This is a genomic window from Methanosarcina mangrovi (assembly GCF_052057765.1).
Classification (GTDB): Archaea; Halobacteriota; Methanosarcinia; order Methanosarcinales; family Methanosarcinaceae; genus Methanosarcina.
The window spans coordinates 2,612,161-2,638,233 of record NZ_CP195120.1; the positions used below are offsets into that span (position 1 = coordinate 2,612,161).

Consider the following 26,073-nt stretch of genomic DNA (forward strand, 5'->3'; position numbering starts at 1 on the left):
ATGTAAAAATGAGATTCAATGCTTTTTATGTGAAGAAAAATTTAGAGAATCAGATGAATGCTAATAAAAAAGTAAGAAAGCAGAGAAAACTCCGGAAGACAAGGAATTAATGGGAGTTTTTTGTGAAAATAATGTGTTAAAAGCTTTTGAAGAAGCATTGGAAACTTTTGTATCATAATGCCTGATATGCTATACTTTTACCTCAGGTTGTGCACCAAGTTGTTCTTCTTCTAAAAAAGTTTTCAGTAACTTTTATACAGGTTTGTGTCTTGTTGGTTATAAATACTCTCAGATAATTTTGGGTTTAAAATGTCGATAATATTGAAACAGGAGGAGAGCTTAAAAGCCCAGTATTCTTCAAGAATATTATTTGTGTTAATAGCTGTTGTTTTTGGCTTTAACCCACTTAACAGGTTACCGATAAAACTCGATCACATTAGTTAAGAAGATTTTGATCTATTCGAAGGCAAAGAACTAAAAAAACTCAATCCTTTTTCTCAGCTAGGAATCGGGCAACGTATTCGATGAAAACTTCCATATCTTTAACGCCGTTTTGCAAGTTTTCGTAAAGCTTATCCACTTCTACTTTTGCATACATGTGCACGAGTATATTCCGAAACCCGGCGGCGGGCTCAATTTTTCTGGCAAAAGATTCGGGAAGAATTCCATTTTCTCCCAGGGTACGGAATACTTCCTTATAACTTTGAGGACGCTTAATTTTCTCCATTGAAATAATGATCTCACCAATATCCAGCATACATTCCAGTGAGATTTGCAAATATCTTTCTACAGCTCCCCTGAGTACGTAATTCTTTTCAATTTCTTCAAAGCTGTATTGCTGAAGATCCTTCAAGACAGCAATATATCCTTCAAGCAGTTCAAGCTTGTCAATTACTTCCTGTCTCATCCCAACCTGCCTTTAGCCAATCTTTCAATAGCTCTTTTCATATGCCTTTTGATATAATACTGCTCATCATAGTACCTGGACATTATCCCCGTTTCAAAATGTACTCTTATCCTCTCGTCAGATTTCAAAATGACTCCGTCACGTATGATATTGAATGCCAGGAGCAGAGGAGAATCGTTGAGCACGACAAGATCCACATTCTTTGTTTTAAGAACGTCACCAAGATCAACTATCAGCTTCAGCTGAAGGTCAAAAGTTTCCTTTTTTGTCAGGGTGCTGTCAAAAAGGATGGCAATATCTATATCACTCAGGCAGTTAGCTTCCCCCCGGACCGTCGAACCGAAAAGGTAAGCAAGTGTAACACTATCTATATTTAAGAAAAATTCGCTCAGCTTTCTTTCAAGCTGTTCCAGATCTGATTGTGTGTCGTCGGCCTGCATATGATCAAACAATAGTGTTAATTGCTTAGATTCGATCGTTTAGATTTGATTACTTTGAGTCAATTGCATAGATCCAATCGCGTATAATAATATAGTGCTCATGACTTATGTTTTACTTTCTGTTTATAATTTGTGCAGCCTTTCTATTTCCCTTGTCTGTTAAGATTTTTGGGTAGTTTTAGACTTCAATTGAATTTGGTCGTCTGTCCACAAGATTGATTTTTGGTTTCAATGAAGGGGGCAGGCACTATATGGTCTCATTTTTGTTTCGAAAGGACTTTCTGATTTAACCAAGTTAAAATGAGGCTTGAAAAAAAATCCCGATTTATATCCCATCTTCCGCAAAAAATTCTCCCGTAATTCAAAATCGATACGGATATATAGGGTGCCCAACACATATGAAATATATTAATACAAATTTGAAAGGGATGAAAAACGTGCTTTTGCTGGACATAACAACATTTGAACTTGAAAATAGTGTTAAGTTATTTAAGCGATGGGAACAGGTTCAAAATAAGGGTATCCCAAAAGGGGTGAAAATTATTAACCAGTGGTTTGACGCCGGGGGCGGGCGTATGATCACTGTCTATGATGTAGAGTCCATCAAAGATTATGCAGCTTACAATATACTGTTTACCGATTTATGCCATATCGAAGTCTTCCCTGTTGTAGGAGCTGAAGAATTCAAAAAATTTATCTCAAAATACATGAGCAAATTAATTCCGGAAATTAAAGTACGCAGTCCCGTATAATTCCCACCATTTTACCTGTTATCTTACCTGTATTTTACCTGTTATCTTACCTTACCTGTATTACCTATTATCTTACCTTACCTGTATTTTACCTGTTATCTGCTCCGATAAGCAAATAGCAGGCTCTTCAACATATCAGAACTTCAGCAGTTTTACTCGGCTCTATAGCTATATTTAACTGTGAAGTTTCCGAAAATAGGGATTACTTAGCCCTTTTCAATTCCAGAGTCTCCCTTTTTCCGTCCATCATCAACACAACTTTCACCGTATCGTTTTCGCCAAACACAGTCTCTCCACCGCCTTCACGGCAAATATAAACCGTTTTGTATGGAGTGCAAATGGAAGTTATAGTGTGTCCGAACAGGGATTTTCGATCCTTTAGCGTATATGTTTCAGAACGGGACCTGGCCACAGTAAAATCCTTACGGTCTAAAGGAACATTTCCTGAGCCGCCCCTCGGGCCTCCTTCATAAGAATATATTAATTCTTTTGGATTTCCTTCCCGGGAAAGGTTGCCTCTGTAAGTCAGAATAAGCTTGCTTTCGTCCTTCCCGTCGTAATGGGTTTTGCGGCCCGTGGTTATGAAACATGAGTTTCGTTTAACACATATTTTGCTTTCCAGTTCTCGCTTTCGCCTTCAAATGTGTTATTACATACGATTACTTTTTTCTCCGTAATCAGAGAACTTGCGGAGCTGCTGGCAGGCAATATAAACATTAGTATCAGGATAGATAACAAGAAGCTGGAGACTTGCTTGCTTATTTTTATTTCAATGCCTACTGTCGAGCCGGAGTATTTCGGACTTTAAACTTATTCTTAACCTGTATATTCCGGATTTTTCTGGACCTGCTAAAGAATAACTTCAAACTTCACCAGTTTAACTTTTAATGACTTAAATCATTAATTTAACTGGGAATCGTGGATATTCAATTTATTTGCTTTGACTACTATTTTTGTACTTTCTTTTATTGACATTCATCTCTGACGATTTCGTTTAGATAATTATGGTGCCTGTAGAGTTATGTAAAGTTTGTTCTTTTTACTCAGAGAAAGTTTGGGATTCAGAACATTCATAAAAAGCCTGCACCTGTAAAGGGGAAATAATCGTTAAATTCAAATATATTCATTTATAACTAATAGATACATAGTCATTTCCAAATATATTTGCTTTCAACTATACCCATAACAGATATTGCCTCTGGTAAAGGGTCTTGCAGCGGGAGGAAAATTATTGATGCCTGAATCTTTATTCGTGGTGGGAGGAGAAGTCGAGCCTCCTTATTTCATAGGAAGGGAACATGAAATTGAAAAAATGAAGATGGACATAAAGACCCTGGCACAGAACAATGTTATCATAGGACCGCGCAGAATCGGGAAGACTTCACTGCTCAGGAACCTTAAAACAAGTGTTGAAGACGAGGTTCTCTTCGTTACCATAAATTGCAGAGAAATGACAGGTCTGAGTGATTTCTTCAGGGTTGTTACGCGAGCTTTGCTTGCAGCATATGAAGAAAAACACAGGCTTAAAGGGCTTGTGCAGAAATATTCCCAGGTATTTAGAGGAAAAATCACGGCTGCGTATAAATCACTTTCTGAGATTGGAGGCAGCATCGAACACATAGGGAATGTTTATCTCAGGTTTCGGGAAAAAGACGTTAATGAACAGGAACTGGTTGCCGAGACTTTTGATTTCATAAAGGGATTTTCAAGAGAAAAGAAAGAACCGATAATTCTTGCTTTTGACGAGTTTCAGGAATTAAGAAGGTTTAACGGGTATATTTTCAATATATTAAAGAGCCAGATGGACAGCCAGCCTTCTGTCAGATACATCTTCTCGGGGTCTTCGGTATCCCTGCTGCATGAAGTATTTCTAAAACCGGATTCTCCGCTGTACCTCATGGCTGCAAGAATTCAACTTGAGCCTATAGAAGAGGAACATGTTGCAAAATATATACGAGACCGCCTCCTGACCCAAAATATACGGATTACCGACGGGGCACTGGAAAGAATATATGTATGTACCGGAGGCTTTCCTTTCTATTTCCAGAAAATAGGATTTATCCTTTATCAGAACTCAGTTCTGAAAAACAAAAACACTATTGATGAGGATGATGTCGAAAGTGCATTCAATTCCATGCTAAATGAGTTCGATAGCGAATTTGAGTCACGGTACGAATGGAAATTCAGCGATCAGCAAAAAACCATCCTGAAATTTCTGTCAAGAGAAAAATACCGCAGATTAAGCGAAATTTCATCCGAGATGCAAACACCTGCTTCCTCGCTGACAACGTCGATGAGAGATCTTCACAACACGATGACAATTGAAAAACCGGAAGAGGGAATGTATGGTATCCTGGACAATGTATTCAGAATCTGGATCAAGCGGAATATACTTAATACGTTCAGTGAGTAAAAGCAGACAAGCCTTTTACGCTTAATGCATATTTTTGCGCTTAATGCACATGTTAGAAAAATGCCTGGATAAATGGGAAAGGAGTTGATGATATAATATTAAAGAATTTATTTCGTAACTATTCAGGTAGCCTTAGCAAGGCTACACAATTTTTCCTCGTTCCGAGGAAAAATTGGATATAAAATGATTCCTTTTTGGCTTTATGAAACGCGATGAGATTCTTGTTTTGTGTGCTTCAAATCCTGAAGTATTGTAGCTTACATTGAGAGTTTAGAATCTCAAATTAAAGAACTCACTGAAAGACTTGTAGCCTTAGAATCTCGTTTAAACCAAAACAGTCGTGACAGCAGTCGGCCTCCTTCTACTGATTTTGTTCAAAAGAAACCTACTCCCAAGAGTCTTCGTAAAAAGAGCGGGAAGAAACCTGAAGGTCAAGACGGTCATCTAGGAACGACTCTTGATATGGTTGATCATCCTGAGTAGGTAATAGAACATTCTTTGACTTGCTGCAAAGAATGTGGATATACTCTTGAGAATGTTGAAGTTGAAGCTTATGAGAGAAGACAGGTCTTTGACATTCCTCCTGTAAATCTAATTGTTACAGAACATCAAAGTCAGATAAAGACCTGTCCTTGTTGTGGAAAGCTAAATAAAGCTATTTTTCCCGAATCTCTCTGACGAGTTCATCGATCACTGTAATGGTGTTCTCCGTGTTACAATGAACGTACTCTCCTCCTGCAATTACCATTCTTGATGAATCATCAAGAATGGCACAGACTTGCAGCCCTAACAGAGGGTTTTCATGCCAATCGATATGTGCAGCAGACATGCTGTGTTCACGTTCGTATCTACACCATTTTCTTCTCTGTTTCTTTTTTCGGTTTTCCTTGGCAAGGTTCATGCTAAGTAGGTAGTTATGGATTCTGTTATGAGATATCTTACGATTATGTTCGCCTTCGATGAGAATCTCGAGGTAACAGGCTCCAAACTTATAAGCGGAGTAAGCTTGGTCAATCAATTCCTTATCGTCGGATGATAATGGTTTCTTTGGCCGTCCAAGATTAGTACCAACTTGAGGAAGCTGACCAGTTTCAACATATTCTTTATAGATCTGCTGAACTCGACGGGCTGAGATCCCCTGGATCTCAGCTATAGTCGAGGTAGATTCACCTTTCGACTTTTGGGCAATGATCCAACGTATCTTTTTCCCATTAAGTTTCACAAAAGATAAGGGATTACAACTAACATATCTAGCGCGAAATAATTTCGGGATAAAACAGAATTTAGTGGGATTTGAAAACGTTAGGCGCTCCATTTATATCCAGTTGATATTATATATTATTGCCGACTAATATTTGGTAATGGGAAAAAGAGGAGCAAAACCAAAGTTCACTAATGTTTTCTGTCCTAATCAAGATTGTAAATTTTATGGTATTTCTGGAAAAGAAAATATCATAGGTAATGGCACCTATCAAATCAAGAACAAGAGAGTTCGAAAATACATCTGCCGCGAGTGCGGCAGAGTGTTCAATGATCGAACCATACCTTCTTCTTCGCAAAGACGAATTCATTATCCAGTTAGCCTTAAAAATGGCTATTAAAGGAATGTCAATACAAGCCATTGCAGAAGTACTGGAGGTTCAACCAGCTACAGTTAGTAACTGGTTGTTTCGCGCAGCGAAACAATGTGATATAATAAATGAAAATTTAATGAAAAACCTCAATCTCTCCAAAGTTGAGATGGATGAACTATGGGTAATAGTTGAAAAAAAGTTGCACCAAGAACAGAAATTGAAGACGATGGAACGTGGTTGTGGGTAAGTTTTGCACCTGAATCCAGGTTAATAATTGACTTTACATTAGGACCCAGAAAACAGTATGTAGCGGATGAATTTGTAGAGGTTACAGATAAACATCTTTCAGATTCAAAACCCTTTTTCGTTACAGATGGATTAAAATTCTATGCTGAAGCTCTTTTGAAAAAATACGGAAAACTGGTGGGGTTCCCTAAAACGGGAAAGAGAGGAAGACCCAGGAAACCAGCAATTGTACCTGACAAAAACCTGAACTATGCTCAGGTAATCAAAAACAAGAAAGGTCAGAAGCTTAAGAAAGTTGAAAAAAGAGTTATCTTTGGTCAAAAAATGGATCAAAGAAACATATCAACGAGTTTACTTGAAAGGCAGAATCTAACTTTTAGACAGGATAATAACAGAGTTTCAAGGAAGACAATAGGATTTTCAAAGAAACTTAAATGGTTGTATTATCAAATGAGGCTTTACTGCACTTATTTTAGCTTTTGCAGAGATCATAGAGGATTAACAAAAGAAAAAGAAAATGGTGTATTGGGAAAGAAAACACCTGCAGAAGAATCTGGAATTACTAAAAAGAAATGGACTTTAATAGATTTGTTAAATTATGGTTTCCCCTCAAAAAATCAACTAATTAATGAGGGAGCACCAAACGTTATTAGAGAGAAGTTATTAGAATCTCGTGTAGTCAATTTTGATGAGACTGGGATGAAGATTGAAGGAAAAAGACACTGGCTTCATGTAGCTTCTAATGACAAATACACCTGCTATTTTGCTCATCCAAAAAGAGGAGCAGAAGCAATAGACGCTATGGAAATTCTTCCCGAGTTTAAGGGAGTAGCAGTTCACGATGGATGGAAACCTTACAACGTTTATGATTGTGATCATGCTCTCTGTAACGCTCATTTACAGAGAGAACTTACTGGAATTGAAGAGAATTATAAACAGCAGTGGCCGAAAGAAATGAATGAACTGCTCACTGAGATGAAAAAATACACTGATGAGTGTAAAGAGCAAGTCAAAGAACTGGATTTTGAGCAAATTAAAGCATTGGAAGAAAGGTTTGATGCTGCAGTCATGAAAGGAATCGAAGAAAATCCACATTCTCTAAACCCTTAAAAGCAAGGAAAACGCGGTAAAAGTCCAAAAACAAAAGCAAGGAATCTGCTGGATAGGTTTATGGAACACAAAGAAGAGATTCTGAGATTCCTGACAGATTTGAAAGTTCCGTTTGAGAATAATCAGGCAGAGAGAGATATCAGGATGATGAAACTACAGCAGAAAATATCGGGAACTTTCAGAAAAGCAATGGGAGCGCAAGCTTTCTGCAGAATTAGGGCGTATATTTCTACAGGAAAAAAGAATGATTTGCCTGTTTTAGAGGGTATTCGTGCGGCGCTCATAGGAGCGCCGTTAACTATACTCTGAACAGTTACAAAACAATATGATTTACATATTTAGGTATAAAATTAGCAGCCATAAGTAACAACAACTAAAAATTAAAATATATCGTGGTGTTCAAACCTAGCAGATATTATTTAATATTAAGCAAAAAGTTCTGTAAATAACGATTGACCCAATAAACGAGCTAATCCCAAAACTCAAATTCGCGTCTCTGTATTTCAAATTTGGAATTATTAATTGGTCTACTGATCAGGATAATAGTTATGAGATTTTCATTAATGCCAGAATAAAGTAGGTTTTGGGATGAGCTCAACAAGAATAGGTGAAAAACTTGAATAGGATATACCTGGATAATAGTGCAACTACTAAATTAAATGAAGAAGTTTTAGAAGAGATGTTACCTTTTTTTTCTGAAAACTATGGGAACCCATCTAGCTTACACACAATAGGACTAGTGGCTAATGCCGCCATTCAGAAAGCACGTGATCAAATAGCCGGTCTAATCGGCGCAGAATCTGATGAAATTATTTTTACATCTGGAGGCACTGAGTCAGATAATCTTGCACTTTATGGTATCGCCTATGCCAATAAGAAAAGAGGCAATCACATAATCACATCTAGTATTGAGCACCCTGCTATTCGGCAGATGTGTAATTTTTTAGATGAAAATGGATTTGAAGTAACATACATACCAGTTGACCAAGATGGAATCATCAACCCAGCACACATAGAAGAAGCAATCAAAGAGGAAACAATACTCATAAGCATAATGACAATAAATAATGAAATAGGAACGATACAACCAATAAAAGAAATTAGTCATATTGCAAAAGATCATAATGTTTATTTCCATACAGATGCTGTTGGAGCCATTGGGCAAATGCCTATAGATGTAAAAAAATTGGATCTTGATATACTCTCAATGGATAGCCATAAGATACATGGACCTAAAGGCATAGGCGCAATATATTTGAAAAAAAATACTAGAATACAACCTCAAATTCTTGGTGGTAATCAAGAGTACAATCTAAGAGCTGGCACAGAAAATGTACCTGGAATAGTTGGTATGGGTAAAGCTTTTGAAATTGCAGCAAGGGATTTTGATAAAAACAAGGATCATATGATGAATCTTAGGGATAGGCTCATAGATGGAATACTTAAAATAGAAGATGTACGCCTTAATGGCCACCCAAAACTGCGTGCGCCAAATAATGTAAATGTGAGCTTCAATTTCATCAACGGTAAATCTTTGGTGTCATCCTTGAACTTAGCCGGAATCGAAGTATCAACTGGTTGTGCTTGCACATCTAAGAGTGCTGAAGCTTCAGAGGTGCTACGAGCATGCGGATTGTCAACCGAAGAGGCAAACGGAGCCATCAGATTGACTAATTCCAAGTATAATACTAAAGAAGAAATAAACTATGTACTCGAAATCCTCCCAAGCATTGTAAATAAGCTTAGACAAAAATCTCTCATATAAATAAACGCTGTAACATCTGCGTTGTTAACACGATTTCAATCTTTTGGAAAAGTCAACTGTTACGTTACTTTTATTTGTGTAATCTTACCGAATGTAGATTTTAAAAAAGTCTTTACTAGTGTTTCAACCATTTAATTTTCGACCATATTTACAAGCTTTAAATCCCTTTATAGGTTTATGTTACAGATCAAATTTGAAGATACTGAGACTGTCTTAAATTGCGTTTTTCCCATAGAGCCTATCCTAAAACTTTAGATCTAAACTCTGGCTTTTATGCTTGCTGAAAATATCAAGAAAATTAAGTTTCTCAAAAAAGTATTGAACAGCAAATATAGACCCGATAGAAAAACATATATTCTTGTAAGGTAAAGAAGGAAATGCTTTTTTTGTTTTCATCAAACTATTTACGAAAAACAATATTACTTATTTTTATATTAATGATAAATTAAGGTTACATCTGCTTGTGGAGGATCAAAGGGATAAATTAATAAAGGAGTCTTGCTTTTTTGTTTTGTGAGCTATTGAATAACTTCATAGATTTGTCAAATATTTTGATTTTCTTCTATAATTACTAATAAAGGAATGAGTGTATAATCATATGGAACAGAGTGATATTGAACATCTCATTCAAGAGGGTCAAAAAAAAATAACCCAATTTGACCAAGTACTTGATCTATCTTTCAAAGGATTGTATTCAATACCTCCAAGTGTTTTGGAATTAAAAGAAATTACACAGCTCAATATATCTAAAAATCAACTACGTTCTCTTCCTCCTGAAATCTCTGAGTTAATAAACCTTATTCAACTCGATATATCTGAGAATCAATTGAGTTTTCTCCCCTCTAAAATATCCGAGTTAAAAAATCTTACACAGCTTAATATATCTGGTAATCAACTGAGTTCTCTTCCCCCTGAGATCTTTGAGTTAAAAAACCTTACACAGCTCAACATGGCTGAGAATCTACTGAGTTCATTCCCCACTGAAGTCTTTGAGTTGAAAAACCTTTCTCTACTTGATATATCTGGAAATCAACTGCGTTCAATTCCGTCTAAAATCTCTGAGTTAAAAAATCTAACTCAACTTTCTATATCCAATAATCAACTACGTTCAATTCCCTTAGAAATCTCTGAGTTAAAAAACCTTACACAACTTGACATACGTTGGAATCAATTGAGTTCACTTTCCTCTGAAATCTTTAAGTTGAAAAACCTTACACAGCTTAACGTCTGTGGGAATCACTTGATATCTCTTCCCCCTGAGATCTTTGAGTTGAAAAACCTTTCTCTACTTGATATATCTGGAAATCAACTAAATTCTCTCCCTTCCGAAATATTGGGATTGAAAAGCCTTACTGTACTCAACATAGCCGGAAATCAACTGAGTTCTCTTCCCCCTGAGATCTTTGAGTTAAAAAATCTTACACAGCTTAATATATCTGGTAATCAACTGAGTTCTCTTCCCCCTGAGATCTTTGAGTTAAAAAACCTTACACAACTTAATATATCTGGTAATCAACTGAGTTCTCTTCCCTCTGAGATCTTTGAGTTGAAAAACCTTACTTTACTTGATATATCCAGTAATCAACTGAATTTCCTTCCTTCTGATATTGTGAAACTTGATCTTCCAATTAAATGGGAAAAATTTAATAATTTTTGGGAAAGAAGTTCTTCGTGGGAAAAAAATAATCTAAGTGGAATTTACTTTGAAGGGAATCCTATTGAAAATCTTCCGCTGGAGATCGCAAAAAAAGGTAGGGAAGCAATTCTTTACTATTTGAGTTTGGAAGGTGAAAAAAAGCCGTTAAATGAAGTTAAAGTTCTTCTTGTTGGAGACGGTGGTGCAGGTAAAACTTCTTTGGTAAAAAAGATTTGTGGGAAAAATATAGATGGAGATGAACCACAAACCCAGGGTATCAAAATCAAGAAATGGGTAATAAACAACGGTAGAAGCGAAATAAACGCTAATTTTTGGGATTTTGGTGGGCAGGAGATTATGCACGCCACTCATCAGTTTTTTTTGTCAAGGAGGAGTCTTTATATCTTAGTACTTGATGGAAGAAAGAATGAAAACTCCGAATACTGGCTAAAGCTAATAGAAAACTTCAGTGACAATTCTCCGGTACTAATTGTAATGAATAAAATTGATGAGAATCCAGCGTTTGATATAAATAGAAAATTCCTTATGAAAAAATATCCCTCCATCAGGGGTTTTTATCGATTGTCTTGTAAATCAGGTGAAGGGATTGATGAGTTTTTAAGCACTTTAAATGAAGAACTGTGTAAACTAAACAGTCCAGAGATAAAGTGGCCTAAAAGTTGGTTCAATGTAAAGAAAAGACTTGAATGTATTCATCTTAATTGTCAATCGAATACTGATAACAAAAATAATTTTAAAGTTCGCTCTTTTATTGAATACAAAGACTATACAAATATATGTGATGAAGAAGGGATAACTGAAGAATCTGAGCGAAATACTCTTGTTGATTTTCTTCATGATTTAGGTGTAATACTTCATTTTAGAGACATAAATCTCTTGAATACATATGTTCTAGAGCCAGAATGGATTACCAATGCCGTAAATAAGATTGTTAACTCAAAGGAAATTGCTGAATCAAGAGGTATTTTGAAACTTGATATGTTGCCTAATATTTTAAGACAAAGTAAAGGAAGTAACTTTTATTATCCACTAGATCAATATGTTTTTATTATTGGTTTAATGAAGAAATTTGAACTTTCCTATGACCTTGATGATCATACTTTGCTTCTTCCTAGTTTGCTAGAAGTTCAGGAGCCTGATTATGAATTTGAGTATGAAGGGGCTTTGAAATTTTTAATTGATTACGATTTTCTTCCGCTTTCAGTGATGCCACGTTTCATTGTTAAAATGCATGAAGACATAAAAGATAATCTGCAGTGGAGAACAGGCGTAGTTCTGGAAAACAAAGATTTTAATTCTTATTCTGTAGTTAAAGTGGATCATAATGAAAAACTAATTTATGTTTATGTAAATGGTGTTCAGAAACGTGATTATCTTTCAAGTATACTCTTTAATATAAGGGAAATTAATCGAAGTTTTAAAAATTTAAAAGCCATCGAAAAAATATGTCTGCCAGATGAGCCAGAAGTATCTATAGAATATAATCATTTAGTTTCTTTGGAAAGAAGAGGAATCCAAAGAGTTGTTCCCGAAGGAGCACAAAAAGAGTATTATGTTAAAAGTTTGTTAGGATTTGGAAAAGCCAACATCTCAAATGAACTTGAAGAAGAAAAAATACTACAAATTTTAAAAAAGGTATTTACAAAAAAGACACTTAAATTTAGTGAACGTCTATGTTAAAGAAAATAATTCTTAAGAATTTCAAAGCTTTCAGAAATGCAGAAATTGAACTGAAACCGATAACAATACTAGTTGGACCAAATAGTGGTGGTAAGACTAGTATTTTGAACTCAATTAGACTTATGAAGCAAACATTTGGGTGTGGTACTTCTGATGTTCTTAATTTTAAAGGAACATTAGATTTTGGCAGCTTCGATTCTATTGTTAACCAAAATTTTGAAAATGGGGAAGTTGGATTTAATATTGAATTTGGGGATAATACTTATTTTGATGTAAGAATCGCAAAATGTCCTTTTAGTGGTAAGATATATATAAAATATTTTTCGAGTAGCAATGGCGAATTTGAGTACATAGCAGATGGCATAAAGAAAGCACTATCGAAAAAAGAACATGATGTATATATATCAAATGACTTTAGATTCACTAGTGTGAATGAGAATAATTTGTTTGAAGGAATAAATCCACGGCTATATAGAAAAAACTTTTTTTATATAATTGAGAATTTCTTCGACAATGAAGAGAAAGAGTCTTTGTTTTCAGAAGTTTGCGATCAATATTACAGGAACGATAATTCTCCAAAACTGAGTCAAGAAGAAGTTAGATATTATTTTAATAAAATATTAAATTTGTATTCCAAAATTAACGAGGATTCAGTTAGATTTTATGAAAATGTAAGATTGGAATTTGAAAATATAAAATTTATTGGGCCTATACGTCCTACAGCCTTTCGAGCCTATGATTTCAAGCAAACGGATGAAATAAGCTGCATAGATGAAAATGAAATTCAAACAATCGCAAATAATTCGACCTTACAAAATGAGGTTCTGAATATTTTAGAAAACTTGGAATTAGCTTACAAGATAAAAGTTACAAATAATGCTATTACAGGTACTTTCATTTTTGAACTGATCACTCACAAAAAAGAATTAGAAGTAAATTTTGCAGATGTGGGTTTCGGTATTTCACAAATTTTACCCATCATTGTTCAAAGTTTATTGGCTGACAAAGATACGATGATAGCTGTAGAGCAGCCAGAGGTACATCTTCATCCTAGGGTTCAAGCTTATTTGGGGAATTTTTTCGTACAATCGGTTAAAAATGGTAATGGTAAATATCTTATTGAAACTCATTCTGATTATTTAATTGAAAGAATAAGATATTGTGTTGCAGATAAAAAAATATCTTCAGATGACATTATTATTTATTATATTGAATATGAGGAGACTCAACATGCCTCATTAGCTTCTAAAATTGAAATAAATTCAGATGGTCAATATCTAAACTTACCAGATAATTATATAACTAATTTTAGATTGGAAGAATCAAGAGACATGGCAGGTAAAATACTGGAAAATCTATCTGGAATAAAATAAGTCTTAAGAAGTAAAAGGGATAAAATGCCAAATAAATTTGTTCTTGACGCCTCACTATTTGAGAAATACAGTTCAGATAAACAGCCATGTTCTATTACCGTGGTATTTCAGCGAGTGATTGAAGAGAATGGGATTAATTCCTGTTGGATTATTAGTAATGAGATACACTCTTTATTTGAAATACTTGAAGCTGTAATAAGAAAAGAAATTGTAATTTGCCGAAATCGAAATATTGCTGATGAATATCAACATTTTATACGTAGATTTCCAGATGAAATTCTAGAATATTTTACAAAAATTGTCTCAGAGGCTGCATGTTTAAAAGAAATAGAAGAAGGAGGATTTGATGAAGACGATTTCGATGAAATTAAAAATACGATGCTTGAAAGTAAAAAAATATACTTAGATGTAGCAAAAAGTCTTGATAATAAAATAATCGTTTCAACAGTGGAAGACAAAAGATGTATTTACTTAGATACATTAAATAAAGAAATAACAATTAAACACGGAATCGCTTGTAAGTGTACATGGGAACTTTGGGAAGAGATCAAAAGGCGTCGTCAAAATGTTAAATGAAACTGAAACAATAGATGCCGTTTCTAAAATAGTTGTGCCTTCCATGCCTATTTTTATAACTGGTATTATTACTATCTTTGTTACTTATTTATCTTTAAAATACAATGCTCGAAATATATATATAATGGCAAATCAGGCGAAAATTGGCGAATCAATTGAAAAACTAGCCGAAATTGCAAGAAGAGGACAAAAAGAAGAGATTCAGAATTTTTTGGATTCCACAAAAAGTATCTATATTCCTAATAAATTGAAAAAAAAAATCAGAAAAGAAATTAAACGAACAGATCAGAACTTTATTCAACATCATTATTGGGAAATTAAAAGTGAATTATTCAAAAACAAAAAAAAGAAAGAATTACCTAAATTGCATGAAAGAATTTTGGATGTAATTAACGAATATATTAGTCCCTAAAATTAGATAATTAATACACAATAAAAGATGTTCTAAATTGCGACTGCAAAATACTGTTTTCTGCATGATGAAAGATATCCTTATCAAACGAAGGGTAGGATACATGTGGATATAATGAAAAAAGGCAACTTTGCTGAGAATTCCACAAAGCCGAAGAGTTAATTGGGTGCAATAGTAGAAATGGTGGCACAATTGTGATGTTTTACTTATAATTATTTTAAAGGAGGTTTTCTAATGCGTATTGGTCTAATATTTGGTGGCCCCTCAACGGAACGCGGCGTTTCCTTGAATTCAGCTCGTTCGGCAATGGATCATCTAACGTCGCTAGGATGGGATGTTGTTCCTTTTTACTGCGATTTAAATCGTAATTTCTATCGCGTCTCACTCGCGCAGCTTTATTCCAACACGCCGTCAGATTTTGATTTCAAATTAGCAAATATAGCGCAACCCTTATCGTTAGGCAAGTTTATTGATGCTTGCCACTTATTGGACATTGTTTTTCCACTTATTCATGGCGAATTTGGCGAAGATGGAGCATTGCAAGAACTGCTAGAAAACAATAATATTCCCTTTGTAGGGTCTTCCTCTAAATCATGTCGTCGTATGTTCAATAAGGTAAAAGCTAATATTGAAATGGCAGATATGACAGAACGAGGATTTTCCACTCTCCCAAATTGTATCGTAGAGGAAAGTGATGCACCCGATGTTCGTCTGCAAAAAGTTGAAGAATTTTTCGAGTACCTACATATCCAAAAAGTTGTGGTAAAGCCCTCTGTTGGTGGATCGAGCATTGGAGTAGCGACAGCTCAGACTCCGGAAGAAGCAGTAAAGTGCGCAAACAATATTTTCACCAATAAACAAGGCAGTCAAGCTATGATTGAGCCTTACTGCAAGGGTCACGAATTCACGGTCATTGTTTTGCAAAATCAGGAGGATAAGCCAGTTGCGCTTATTCCGACTGAGATCGATTTGTTAGGAGGCGAAATATTTACTTACCGTAATAAATATCTGCCTTCTCATCAAGTAGAATATCATTGCCCCCCTCGTTTTAATGACGAGTATGTTAAGCAAATCCAAAAATCTGCTGAATGTCTGTTCTCACATTTCGAGATGCGCGATTTTTCGCGACTTGATGGCCGTATTTTGGATGACAGACAGCTGATTTTCTCTGATTTTAATCCTGTTTCTGGCATGGAACAGGTCAGTAACATGTTCATCCAAAGTAGCCGCATTGGCTTTGGCCATAGTGACATGCTACGATATATAGTAACGCATGCAGCGAAGCGTTATGGAATCAATTGTGATGTCGATCAGGCGATGAAAAATCCAGATGCGCAAAAAATTCGCATTCTTTTCGGTGGTGAGTCAACAGAACGGCAAGTATCTGTTATGTCGGGCACAAATGTATGGCTCAAGACTCTTTATGCGGTGGATTTTCTGTCCTCACCTTATATCCTAGCACCGAAAAATGAAGTTTGGCAGTTGCCCTATAGCTTTGTGCTTAATTATACGGTTGAAGAAATTCTGGCACATTGCGCCGAAGCAGAAGAAATTGTCTCAAGACTCAAAGTCCTCGTGCCGCCTTTATGTGAACGCTTGGGTATGGAACCCTTAACTAAAAACGTATTGATCCTGCCACGTCGCATAAGTTTTGATCAGTTCTGTCAGGAAGCTGCCGAAGAGAATGCATTTGTTTTTATTGCTCTTCATGGAGGTGAAGGCGAAGATGGTAGAGTGCAAGCCAAACTTAATCAATATAATCTAGCCTATAACGGCTCCGATGTTGAAGCTTCCCATCTATGTATCGATAAGCATGAAACAGGAAAAGTTTTATCCAATCTCAAAGATCCTTTTTTGATATCGGCACCGAAAATACTCATCCCTGCAAAGAAAGCTGAAAAATCGGAAAAAATCTGGAAGGATGCCACTCAGAAGCTTAAAACCAATGATATCCTCATCAAGCCACAAGCTGATGGATGCTCAATGGGTGTAGCGCGTTTGAAGTCGGCAAATGATCTTAAAATTTATTTGCAGGCAATAGAACATGGTCAAAAGATACTTGATGAGGAAATGCTTGAACAGCAGTCTTCACTGATAGAATTGCCAATGTATGTAGACAATCTAATGCTTGAACCATATATCGTGACGGATGAGATTTATGTTGATGGTTTTGATTTGGTTCACAAATCCAAAACATGTTGGATTGAACTGACCATAAGCGTTTTGGAAGACAATGGCATTTATCACGCTTTGTCGCCTAGCGTTACGCTGGTAAAGTTAGGAAGTATATTATCACTTGAAGATAAATTTCAAGGTGGAACTGGCATTAATCTAACTCCACCGCCAGATTCGATGATCACGAACAAGCAACTCGTTTTCATAAAGACAAAGATCGAAAAGGCCGCCAAATCTTTGGGTATCCAAGGCTATGCGCGTATTGATATATTCTTCAACACGAAAAGTGACCAAATAATGGTAATAGAAGCAAACAGCCTTCCCAGCTTGACTCCTTCTACTGTTATATATCATCAAGCATTGGCTGAAGTACCTCCTTTGACCCCACAAGCCTTTTTGTTTAAATTAATCAAACTTGGTATCAAACGCCGCATGGAGCGTAATCTCGTTGAAAATATACAAAAGTAATAATTTTAAGACGCGCTTGCACAAAATCAACAGAAGTAAAGCAACAATTTTTTAAATCCAAATTTTCAGATAAGATGTTTGATGTTATTGATTTTTACCTCACAAGTATGTAAGTCCGAAAATAAATCGATTGCTAAAATAGCTTAGCGTAAGTTGTAGCTACATGCACACAGAAGGCTTGAGTGTTGCAAGTGCTAAACAAGCCGAATAAAGAGGATAGAGTAAAAGTTTAAGATTTAACTATTTTAAGCGGAATGTTATTCACCTTTGCAAGTTCTTCAATTATATCCATTAGAATGAATCTATGACAATGTTGTTCTTGAGCTTTATCGTTACAAAGAAGATATACCTCTTCATTTACTGCCTGTTTGGCTATATCCAACAGAAACGCTTCTATTGTTGGTGTATTCATTTCTTCTTTGAATCTTTTGTATACTCGTCCCATGTGATCTTATCGTTTCTGTAATCCGACATTAGCTCTGGACTTGGACTTAATGGTGAGTTGCTAGGTGGTGCCACATCAATGAATTTTGCGGAAGGGAATTTATCTCGTACTTTTGGTATATTTCTTTTGTATGTTTCTTTAAGCATAATCGTTCACCAGCAAAATATGTAATATGATAAGAATTATTAATAAAATTAGCTTCTCGGCGTTAGAAGTGATTACCTGTCCTTTCCATCCAGCTTCGGGTGCTTTTCCTGGACTACAGGTTGTAAGACTTCTACCTCTCCATTTCTTCTAAGTTGCCGTGATTGGTCTCGGACCAATCAAGTTGTTAGAAGCCACGTAAAAAAGCAGCCAATCGGAAAAGTAAAGCTAGGTAAATTATATGGTCTATACTTTACAGGACTTTAGAATTACAAGTATGATTTTTATTGACAAAGTCAAGTTTAAGATAAAACCTTAAATAATTGCTAAAATCTTAAGCGTTCTTAAGGGTTTAAAGAGTTCAAATCAATAATTTGCGACCGTCCATTAACATACATTTAAGAATTTAAGGTTTTAAGGAGGAATATTATTATAGAAAATTTTTTGTTTATGATATTGAGGACACTATAACTTACATCATAATGACAACATTATAACATAATAAAAAATCAAATTGCGGACGGCCACCCTACCTTAAAAGGTAGGGTATGCTTCGGGCCGTCCGCCTATTTCTGGGGAAGTTAGAAATCGGTTAGTTTCAATTGTCCAGATTTCTTTATTCTATTAGATCTAATCTCTTTTTTTGGTTTTCCTTGGGATTTGTTAATATAATGCCTGATTGTGTCAGCAGTTACATTCCCAATTGATCTATAGAACTTGCCACTTGACCATAAACTTCCACCCCAGTATTTTTCCCTTAATTCAGGATGAAGCTTAAATAATCTGTAAGAACTTCCTCCTTTTAGGTGTTGAATTACCTTGGATAGTGAGGTGCTTGGATGGAATTCCACAAACAAGTGCACATGATCTTCTACTACTTCCATGGCATGTATTCTATATCCTTTCTCAGTACAAATGTTTTTGAGGATTGATTCGCAATCCTTTTTAACTTTCTTGTTGTAGAATATTTTGAATCTGTACTTAGGCGCCAATACGATGTGGTAGGTGATCTGACCATAGCCATGGCTAAAACTACGCAATTCCAATGCTTATCACATCCTAGCCATAGGTGGCTGCAACCCCCCTGTGGCTATGGTGTCAAAAAACATTATATTGAAAAAAGTGACGATTTTAGATTTTTAAGGTGTATATCCAAAAACCTGCGAGGGTTCACTTCATCCCAGACTTGAAAGTCTGGGCATTCGTGACCCTCCGCGCTCCCATAGCAGTAAAATCTTTTTGACAGCTGATTATTTACTCTAATAGTAAGCTCGCCTTCTTTTTTGTAGACATTCTTTGAAGTACGGAAAGTATGCATAACTATAGTTCTAACAGGACAGTCCCCACAATTAGGATTCTTTCCACACCCCTCATCTTCAAAGGAATTTACACAGGAAAAAAGTTCTCCACCTAATAGCCCCAATGAATGTTTTTTTTGTATACCAAGAACTTCAGAAGTTGTATGATTTATGTTTTCAATCTTTCCTTCCCGGTTTACAACCATCATTACGAGAGGTGCATTTTCGAAAATAGAGTAAAAAAGCTTCATATCTTCTGACAGGTTCTTTTGTCTTGAAGTTTCATATTCAGTAGAGTTTTGACTGAGTTGTTCTGTTTTTTCCATTCAAACACCCTAACATCTGTAAGACTCAACTGCGCTGTAGAAATGATATTCTTGCTTATTACATAGACAATTATAGTAATTCATTCTTTTTGTCATATATAATATAATAAAATAAAAAACAATACACAAAATATCATATATTTTGTATTATATTTATACTGTCATTTATCTGTTAATTTGAATAATTTTTTTAAATCTTAAAGACAGCGAAAATCTTACCTAATTAAGGCGGCAGGGAAAAAATAAAACTTTGATTGGAAGCTGGCTAGTGCTCCCTCTTCCCCCCAATTTTGTTTTCCGGAAGAATTGTTCTCCGAAAGCCTTATTCGCCAGGGACTTTTTTGCAGTCAATTTTTCATAACATTTATTTATCTGCGGATTGACCTATTGGCCTTATTATTTATCTGCAGACTGACCTGTTGACCTTGATTTATTAATCAATTTACGGATTCATTTATGAGACAGCGCAAGTTTTACCCCGATTACGGTAAAAATACCTGCTTTTCCCCAGCTAATATACTTCCCAATGCCCGGCCTCTGTACGATCTTATCTCCGATGGTCCCGGCAAAGACCGAGATTGCGGAAAAGATCAGCCAGGCCTGTACCAGAAATACTATTCCCAGAAATATCATCTGCAGCGGGACACTTCCTGATTCCAGGTTTACAAACTGGGGAAGGAACGCGAGGAAGAAGAGAGCAACTTTAGGGTTCAGGACATTCATGAAAATCCCGCGCCTGTAAAGGGCAAAAGCATTTGTTTCTTTTACGGGGGCAGAAGATACCAGTTCCCCGCTTTCCCTCAAAGCCTGCCAGGCAAGGTAAAGCAAATAAGCTGCACCGGCATATTTTACGATTTCAAAGGCAAGGGCAGATTTGTACAGAAGAGCGGAAATCCCCAAGGCAGCTGCGCTGGTGTGGACGAGTATACCCGTACACAGACCTGTTGCGGTTGCAATTCCTGCCATTTTGCCCTGTGAAATGCTCTGGGTAAGCACGAATAAAATGTCGGGGCCCGGAAGGAATGTAAGAGCTGCAGAGGCTGCAATGAAATAGATTAACTGTGACTGTTCTATCAAATTTCTCACTTTTCCTTCTAACCATTTTCCCTTCTGACTATATTCGGAAGATGGGTTTAAATGTGAATTAATATATTATTTTAAAGGCGTTGTTTATGGATTTCTTTCTCCAGCAGTTCATAAAACTTTTCCTTTGCTTCTCTTTCAATCCAGGGTCTGTGGCCGCATTTTTCCAGCAAAATAAATCTGAAATTATTTAAAATCCTTGATAAGGGTTCTTTAACCCCATCGAATGGGTGGGGATCATAGTCTCCGTGAATTGCAACTACAGGACACCTGACTTTTGTTCCCAGTTTCAGAAGTTTACCGCTGCTTCTTAATTCATGCGCTTCTCCCCATACGCTTTTGAATACATCATAGTTATATTTGACCAATTCTGCATCATGGGGCAGAGGGTCATAGGTATCAGCTTTCGAGAGCAGCTTTCCCAGGCTGTAAAAAGCTTCATTCTTGTTTTTAGCGGTAGAATTATTAAGAACTTCGTCCAGAGAACGGTAGTCTTCCCAATCTTCCCTTCCTAACCTGCTTATCCGGGTACTCGTTACGTTTATAGCATATCTCTGTTCGTACGGACTACTTCCGACAAGAATCAGTTTTCTCACTAATCGAGGGTAAAGAGCTGAAAAGATAAAACTGAGTGTTGCACCCCAGGAAAACCCTATAAGGTTTACCGGCAGAGCCCCATGCTCTTTCAAAATAGATTTCAGTTCCTGTATCTGGCCTTCAATGCTTGCTTTAGTCTGGAGTGGTTCAAGGATTCCGGTAAAGGAGGAAAGTTCTCTGGCGACAGAGGCCATTTCTCCAGGAGCACCAGGTCCGCCGTGGATAACGGCTGTAGTAAACGGTGAATTTCCGTATTTCCTCAGATACGTCATACGTCTATCACGTTAAGCCTGTTTAGCTTAAAAACAATTGGTTTTAGAATTCAATTGGTTCTTACCTTTGCTTCGTAACTATTATACACAGCTCAACTCTTTCGAATCCTGCGATTGATAGTCAATTTATTACGACCGTTTAACAATTAAAAGCTAAAAAAGACCCTGCTATCATTCTCATCAAAAAACAAATAAATCTAATGAAAAATTAAAAAGAAATTTGAAAGGGACTCTGCCATTGCTTGCCCTTTTAACCGTGTTTGAATGGAGAATTTTATCTCTCGTGATCAGCTATACTTAATAAAAAGGTTTATTTCTTAGTTTATTTCTTAGTTTATTTCTTAGTTTATTTCTTAGTTTATTTCTTAGTTTACTTTCAAATTTCATCTTTCAGCAGGTCATAAAACCTCGCTTTTGCCTGCTTTTCCACCCAGGGTTTATGTCCGCATTTTTCCAGCAAAACAAACCTGAAATCCTTTAAAACTCTGGAAAGGGGTTCTTTTACTCCTTCAAAAGGGTGAGGATCGTAGTCGCCATGAATTGCAACTACAGGACACTTTATTTTATTTCCCATTTGCAGGAGTTTACCACTGATCCTCAATCCGCTGGCTTCTTCCCATACGCATTTGAAGATATCATAGCTGCATTCGAGCAGTTCTTCCTCATAGGGGATCGGATCATAAGCATCCACTTTAGACATCAACTTTCCAAAGCTGCATAGCGCTTTATCCCTTTTTTTAGCTGAAGGATCGTTCAGAGCTTCATTCAGGGAGAAGAAATTTTCCCAATCTTCTTTTCCTAACCGGCTTATCCGGGTCTTCATCACGTTTACAGCATATTTTTCTTCGAAGGGCCCACTTCCGATTAGAATCAGTTTTTTTACGAACTGAGAGGAACGGGCCGTGAAGATAAAACTGAGCATTGCCCCCCAGGAAAAACCTATCAGGGTCACCGGCAGAGCTCCATTTTCTTCCAAAACATCTCTGAGCTCCCTCACCTGACCTTCAAGAGTTGTTTTTGTCTGGAGGGGTTCAAGGACTCCTCGAATGGAGGAGAGTTCCCTCGCAACAGGGGCCATTTCTCCTGGGGCGCCTGGTCCGCCGTGAATGACGGCTACAGTAAAGGGAGGGTTTCCGTATTTTCTCAGATTTTCCATACCTGTACCAGATTTAAGCTTCTTTGGTTTAAAGTAGATTGGTTTTCAAATTTATTGATACTGAACTTTACTTTCGCAACTGTTATATACAACTCGATTCCTTCGATAATCATCCGGGTTAGTTACACATGTAACCATCTTCCCGATTGATAACAGCTACGATAACCACTTAAAGACTGATAATCACTCGAATATTAATAACCAATTAAAGATTGATACAACTTGAAAATTAATAACTGCTTAAAGGTTGATACAACTTAAAGATTAATAACCGCTTAAAGATTGATACCACTTTAAAGGTTGATACCACTTTAAAGATTAATAACCAATTAAAATTCCCTTAATGATAAAAATGAAAAAAGGATCCTATTATGGCTTCTCAGCAAGAAAGAAATGATAAAGTAGATACTAAAACTACTAAGGTAAATAGTTCCGGAGGTAATTTGAAGCGAAATCTGAAAGGAACCGTGCCGCTTCTGGCACTTCTGACGGCATTTCCTCCTCTTTCCACGGACATGATCTTACCGGCCATCCCCTCCCTTGCCGAAACCTGGGGCGTTTCCCTGTCGGTGATTAACCTGATCCTTGTCTGTTTCTTTGTGACCTACGGGTTTTTCCTGCTCTTTTACGGCCCGATTTCCGATAGGTTTGGCCGCCGCAGACCCCTCCTTTTCGGGCTTGCGGTGTATATAGCGGCAAGCCTGCTCTGTGCCTTTGCGTCCAGTGCCTCCATGCTGATAGGTTTGCGAATACTGCAGGCTGCAGGAGCTGCTGCCAGTTCCTCCATCTCTATGGCCATGACCAAAGACATTTTCTCCGGGCAGGAGAGGGAAAGGATTCTGGCTTACATCGCGGTTATAATGGCGCTTGCCCCGATGCTCGCTCCGGTCATTGGCGGCTGGGTCCTTGCAGATTTCTCCTGGCCCTGGATCTTCTTCATTCAGGCAGTTATGGGCTTAATCGGGTTGATCGGAGTCCTCCGCTTTCCTGAAACACTTCCAAAGATATCCGATACTCCGCTTTCGCGGGTAATGCATACCTACAGCCGGCTGCTGCTCAACCCTTCCTACATAGTCATGGTCCTTGTCATGTCGGCAAGCCTTTTTCCCCTGTACAGTTACATCGCAGGCTCTTCTGACATCTACATTAACGGGTTTGGCATGACCGAGCAGAAATACAGTTACTTCTTTGCCTTCAATGCCATGGCTCTGATGGTCGGTTCCTTCTCCTGCCTCCGGCTAACAAGAAGTATCAGGTCAAAACATCTGATGACGGCCGGGTTTGCAGGAATTTTCCTGGGCGGGGTTTTCCTTCTTTTCACCGGACAGCACGGTCCCTGGAGTTTTGCCCTCCCGATGTTCCTGATCACATTTTCCCTGGGCCTGAGCCGTCCTCCGAGCAACAACCTTGTACTCGAACAGGTTGACAGGGATGCCGGTTCGGCTTCTTCCCTGCTGATCTTCAGTTACTTTACTCTCGGAGCTGTTGGCATGTGGTTTATCTCCCTGGAATGGGCGGATAAGATCCCTGTGCTCGGAGCTATCGCTCTCGGTTGCGGAGCTGTGGTGCTTGCTACGTGGATTGTTTTACAGAAGAGAGGGATCAGGGGAACTGCCTGAACACAGGGCAAACAAAGGACCTTTGTTTGCCCTGTGTATGCATCCACATATACACGGCTACAAAGGCAATCTCAACCCTGGATGAGGCATACTCCTCTGAAAAATGCAAAACGGAAGGGAGAAAGTTTTAGTGACTTTATTGACCTCCTGCTGGTGAAAGAAAAAGAAAACCTGTCTGTTTATTTTGGGGCGTTGAAAGACGGGGAGGTTCTGGAAAGGCTGGGAGAAGATTCCAGAAAAATAAGAGAGCTTCCGATTTTTTGATTAAGAACTTACAAAATAAGCCTAAAATATTTATTATTTTAGCATGTTGAAGGTAGTGTTACGGGTAACTAAGAGATATTCTTCCCAATATTTTTAAAATTCGACACATAATTCGTAATACTGGCAGCATCTTTAATTTACTGACATTTTCCCGGAGTTGAGAGTTTCATGAATAAGCAAAACGCCATACTGATATTATTGTTGCTACTTCCTCTTCTTTTTGTGCTGTATTTGTTCGGTCCTTTCGTACTCATGTCTTTTATTGACAGTTCCTGGTACTATTCCGAGGAGGTTGACATCGGGCCTCTTGATTACAGTTCCGTACTTACGAAAGCGGAGAAAGCCGGCTATGAGGTGGAAGGATCCTGGCCCTGGCCCGGAAACTTTTCGGGCTTTGAGTCGGGGGATGTCCCTGAGGTCCGGGAAAGATTCGGAAGTGCTGCTCTTGTGGAGAATATAAGGCTTAACTATGACGAGGACTCCGAACTTATGGTCTTCGTATGTGAAGATGAATCGGAAGCCAGATCCGGAACCTGTGTTGCGGTCTCGAACTTCAGCCACTCCGACCCCAAGTCTCCCTTAGAGTTGTCAGAATTTCCGGATGACTCCTGGATGCTTGATAAATTCGGGCTCCTCTTCGGCCGGGATGAAAAAGCTTCGGAAAAGCATCTTGAGTCTCTGAAAAAAGCGGCAGAAAACCAGAGCTGGAATGCTGAAATACAGGTGAACGAATCTCCGGATTTCCCGGCCGTATATGCCTATCTTATGGAAAACAGTGACAATTCCAGCTACGAGTCCGGCCTGGGTCTTAATGCATACCCAACTGAAGTTTTTTTAAAGGACGGGAAACGGTCAGGTTCCGTAAAATACTCCATCCCACAGGCAAAGGTAGCGACTTATGATAATGGAAACAGGTACATAGTTGAACTTGATTCCTCAGGAAAGGTCAAACTCGAAATCGTAATGCCTGTAGGAAGCAGCGGGGAATCGATACCTAAAGAGGAATACCAGGTGTTTTTCAGGGGGATGTTTGAAGAAATGGGGCTTTCTCCTGAAGCGGTGGACAGCTTTGAGTTTTTCCACAGCTCTTCACGGATATGGTGAAATTGCCTGAAGCTTAAGCAATTTCTTTCCATTATCTCTCATGAACCGGAAAATGCCCGAAATGCACTGGAAAATGAGGCCTGATTCATTATAATTTCTCGCAAAATCTTCTCATGGGCCAGATACGGAAAAACCCGGAAAGAAGAACAGTTCCTCAGAAGGTTCTTTTCCGCAAAAAAGAGAAAAGAAGAGAAAAAGCCAGAAAGCAAAAATGATC

Annotated in this window: 21 protein-coding genes and 5 pseudogenes; 14 read left to right on the forward strand and 12 right to left on the reverse strand. The window is 37.4% G+C overall.

What is annotated here, in order from left to right; genetic code table 11:
• Window positions 1–484: 484 nt before the first annotated feature.
• Window positions 485–907: a type VII toxin-antitoxin system HepT family RNase toxin gene (hepT, locus tag ACSAZL_RS11615; protein WP_440944814.1), complete on the reverse strand. Its 423-nt coding sequence runs from the start codon at window positions 905–907 to the stop codon at window positions 485–487.
• Window positions 904–1,347, reverse strand: a complete 444-nt coding sequence (gene mntA / locus ACSAZL_RS11620; protein WP_440944815.1) for a type VII toxin-antitoxin system MntA family adenylyltransferase antitoxin — start codon at window positions 1,345–1,347, stop codon at window positions 904–906. The genes hepT and mntA overlap by 4 nt, the downstream gene beginning before the upstream one ends.
• Before the next feature lie 428 nt (window positions 1,348–1,775).
• Between mntA and ACSAZL_RS11625 the strand changes: the two genes are divergently transcribed.
• A complete protein-coding gene (locus ACSAZL_RS11625) occupies window positions 1,776–2,099 on the forward strand; it encodes a DUF3303 domain-containing protein (protein ID WP_440944816.1) in 324 nt (107 codons plus the stop codon).
• A gap of 202 nt (window positions 2,100–2,301) precedes the next feature.
• Here ACSAZL_RS11625 and ACSAZL_RS11630 read toward each other — a convergent pair whose 3' ends face one another.
• Window positions 2,302–2,511: a hypothetical protein gene (locus ACSAZL_RS11630; protein WP_440944817.1), complete on the reverse strand. Its 210-nt coding sequence runs from the start codon at window positions 2,509–2,511 to the stop codon at window positions 2,302–2,304.
• An 822-nt stretch (window positions 2,512–3,333) separates the two neighbouring features.
• Here ACSAZL_RS11630 and ACSAZL_RS11635 point away from each other — a divergent pair.
• Together ACSAZL_RS11635 and ACSAZL_RS11640 are read left to right on the forward strand one after the other, a co-directional pair.
• A complete protein-coding gene (locus tag ACSAZL_RS11635; protein WP_440944818.1) occupies window positions 3,334–4,512 on the forward strand; it encodes an AAA family ATPase in 1,179 nt (392 codons plus the stop codon).
• A gap of 202 nt (window positions 4,513–4,714) precedes the next feature.
• Window positions 4,715–5,187 (forward strand): annotated as a pseudogene (locus tag ACSAZL_RS11640) (DUF6444 domain-containing protein); the annotation flags it as partial.
• On the opposite strand, the pseudogene ACSAZL_RS11645 reads toward ACSAZL_RS11640, so the two are convergent.
• Window positions 5,183–5,734: pseudogene (locus ACSAZL_RS11645) on the reverse strand (helix-turn-helix domain-containing protein); the annotation flags it as partial. The pseudogenes ACSAZL_RS11640 and ACSAZL_RS11645 overlap by 5 nt on opposite strands.
• Before the next feature lie 139 nt (window positions 5,735–5,873).
• Between ACSAZL_RS11645 and ACSAZL_RS11650 the strand changes: the two are divergent.
• The 3 genes and pseudogenes from ACSAZL_RS11650 to nifS all read left to right on the forward strand — a co-directional run.
• A pseudogene (locus ACSAZL_RS11650) lies at window positions 5,874–6,932 on the forward strand (sigma factor-like helix-turn-helix DNA-binding protein); the annotation flags it as partial.
• 42 nt (window positions 6,933–6,974) lie between these two features.
• Window positions 6,975–7,751 (forward strand): annotated as a pseudogene (gene tnpC / locus ACSAZL_RS11655) (IS66 family transposase); the annotation flags it as partial.
• A gap of 298 nt (window positions 7,752–8,049) precedes the next feature.
• The gene (gene nifS, locus ACSAZL_RS11660; protein WP_440944819.1) at window positions 8,050–9,207 is read left to right on the forward strand and encodes a cysteine desulfurase NifS; all 1,158 of its coding nucleotides are present in this window, start codon (window positions 8,050–8,052) and stop codon (window positions 9,205–9,207) included.
• A 252-nt stretch (window positions 9,208–9,459) separates the two neighbouring features.
• Here the strand turns inward: nifS and ACSAZL_RS11665 are convergent.
• Window positions 9,460–9,603: pseudogene (locus ACSAZL_RS11665) on the reverse strand (IS1634 family transposase); the annotation flags it as partial.
• 202 nt (window positions 9,604–9,805) lie between these two features.
• On the opposite strand from ACSAZL_RS11665, the gene ACSAZL_RS11670 reads away from it, so the two are divergent.
• The 5 genes from ACSAZL_RS11670 to ACSAZL_RS11690 all read left to right on the forward strand — a co-directional run bounded on the left by ACSAZL_RS11670 (window position 9,806) and on the right by ACSAZL_RS11690 (window position 17,548).
• A complete protein-coding gene (locus ACSAZL_RS11670; protein ID WP_440944820.1) occupies window positions 9,806–12,544 on the forward strand; it encodes a leucine-rich repeat domain-containing protein in 2,739 nt (912 codons plus the stop codon).
• Window positions 12,538–13,917: an AAA family ATPase gene (locus ACSAZL_RS11675; protein WP_440944821.1), complete on the forward strand. Its 1,380-nt coding sequence runs from the start codon at window positions 12,538–12,540 to the stop codon at window positions 13,915–13,917. The genes ACSAZL_RS11670 and ACSAZL_RS11675 overlap by 7 nt, the downstream gene beginning before the upstream one ends.
• A 114-nt stretch (window positions 13,918–14,031) precedes the next feature.
• Window positions 14,032–14,493 (forward strand): hypothetical protein, encoded by a 462-nt coding sequence (locus ACSAZL_RS11680; protein WP_440944822.1) that lies wholly within the window; start codon window positions 14,032–14,034, stop codon window positions 14,491–14,493.
• The gene (locus tag ACSAZL_RS11685) at window positions 14,483–14,905 is read left to right on the forward strand and encodes a hypothetical protein (RefSeq protein WP_440944823.1); all 423 of its coding nucleotides are present in this window, start codon (window positions 14,483–14,485) and stop codon (window positions 14,903–14,905) included. The genes ACSAZL_RS11680 and ACSAZL_RS11685 overlap by 11 nt, the downstream gene beginning before the upstream one ends.
• A gap of 234 nt (window positions 14,906–15,139) precedes the next feature.
• Entirely contained in the window at window positions 15,140–17,548 is a 2,409-nt protein-coding gene (locus tag ACSAZL_RS11690) for a hypothetical protein (RefSeq protein WP_440944824.1), read from the forward strand.
• 229 nt (window positions 17,549–17,777) lie between these two features.
• Here ACSAZL_RS11690 and ACSAZL_RS11695 read toward each other — a convergent pair whose 3' ends face one another.
• The 7 genes from ACSAZL_RS11695 to ACSAZL_RS11725 form a co-directional block, all read right to left on the reverse strand.
• A complete protein-coding gene (locus ACSAZL_RS11695; RefSeq protein ID WP_440944825.1) occupies window positions 17,778–17,993 on the reverse strand; it encodes a DUF488 family protein, N3 subclade in 216 nt (71 codons plus the stop codon).
• Window positions 17,957–18,139, reverse strand: coding sequence for a hypothetical protein (locus tag ACSAZL_RS11700; protein ID WP_440944826.1), 183 nt, complete (start codon window positions 18,137–18,139; stop codon window positions 17,957–17,959). The genes ACSAZL_RS11695 and ACSAZL_RS11700 overlap by 37 nt, the downstream gene beginning before the upstream one ends.
• A gap of 579 nt (window positions 18,140–18,718) precedes the next feature.
• Window positions 18,719–19,183: an IS200/IS605 family transposase gene (tnpA, locus tag ACSAZL_RS11705; protein ID WP_440944827.1), complete on the reverse strand. Its 465-nt coding sequence runs from the start codon at window positions 19,181–19,183 to the stop codon at window positions 18,719–18,721.
• A 62-nt stretch (window positions 19,184–19,245) separates the two neighbouring features.
• Window positions 19,246–19,761 carry a PAS domain-containing protein gene (locus ACSAZL_RS11710; protein WP_440944828.1) on the reverse strand — a complete coding sequence of 172 codons (516 nt, stop codon included), beginning with the start codon at window positions 19,759–19,761 and terminating at the stop codon, window positions 19,246–19,248.
• Window positions 19,762–20,211: 450 nt separating this feature from the next.
• Window positions 20,212–20,847 (reverse strand): LysE family translocator, encoded by a 636-nt coding sequence (locus ACSAZL_RS11715; protein ID WP_440944829.1) that lies wholly within the window; start codon window positions 20,845–20,847, stop codon window positions 20,212–20,214.
• A gap of 71 nt (window positions 20,848–20,918) precedes the next feature.
• Complete coding sequence (locus ACSAZL_RS11720) at window positions 20,919–21,713, reverse strand: alpha/beta fold hydrolase (RefSeq protein ID WP_440944830.1); 795 nt, start codon at window positions 21,711–21,713, stop codon at window positions 20,919–20,921.
• A gap of 376 nt (window positions 21,714–22,089) precedes the next feature.
• Window positions 22,090–22,869 (reverse strand): alpha/beta fold hydrolase, encoded by a 780-nt coding sequence (locus tag ACSAZL_RS11725; RefSeq protein WP_440944831.1) that lies wholly within the window; start codon window positions 22,867–22,869, stop codon window positions 22,090–22,092.
• Window positions 22,870–23,312: 443 nt separating this feature from the next.
• Here ACSAZL_RS11725 and ACSAZL_RS11730 point away from each other — a divergent pair, with 443 nt between their 5' ends.
• The 3 genes from ACSAZL_RS11730 (at window position 23,313) to ACSAZL_RS11740 (ending at window position 25,856) form a co-directional block, all read left to right on the forward strand.
• Entirely contained in the window at window positions 23,313–24,488 is a 1,176-nt protein-coding gene (locus tag ACSAZL_RS11730; RefSeq protein ID WP_440944832.1) for a multidrug effflux MFS transporter, read from the forward strand.
• A gap of 81 nt (window positions 24,489–24,569) precedes the next feature.
• A complete protein-coding gene (locus ACSAZL_RS11735; protein WP_440944833.1) occupies window positions 24,570–24,752 on the forward strand; it encodes an antitoxin VapB family protein in 183 nt (60 codons plus the stop codon).
• Window positions 24,753–24,920: 168 nt separating this feature from the next.
• Window positions 24,921–25,856 carry a hypothetical protein gene (locus tag ACSAZL_RS11740; RefSeq protein ID WP_440944834.1) on the forward strand — a complete coding sequence of 312 codons (936 nt, stop codon included), beginning with the start codon at window positions 24,921–24,923 and terminating at the stop codon, window positions 25,854–25,856.
• The last annotated feature ends 217 nt before the right edge of the window (window positions 25,857–26,073 follow it).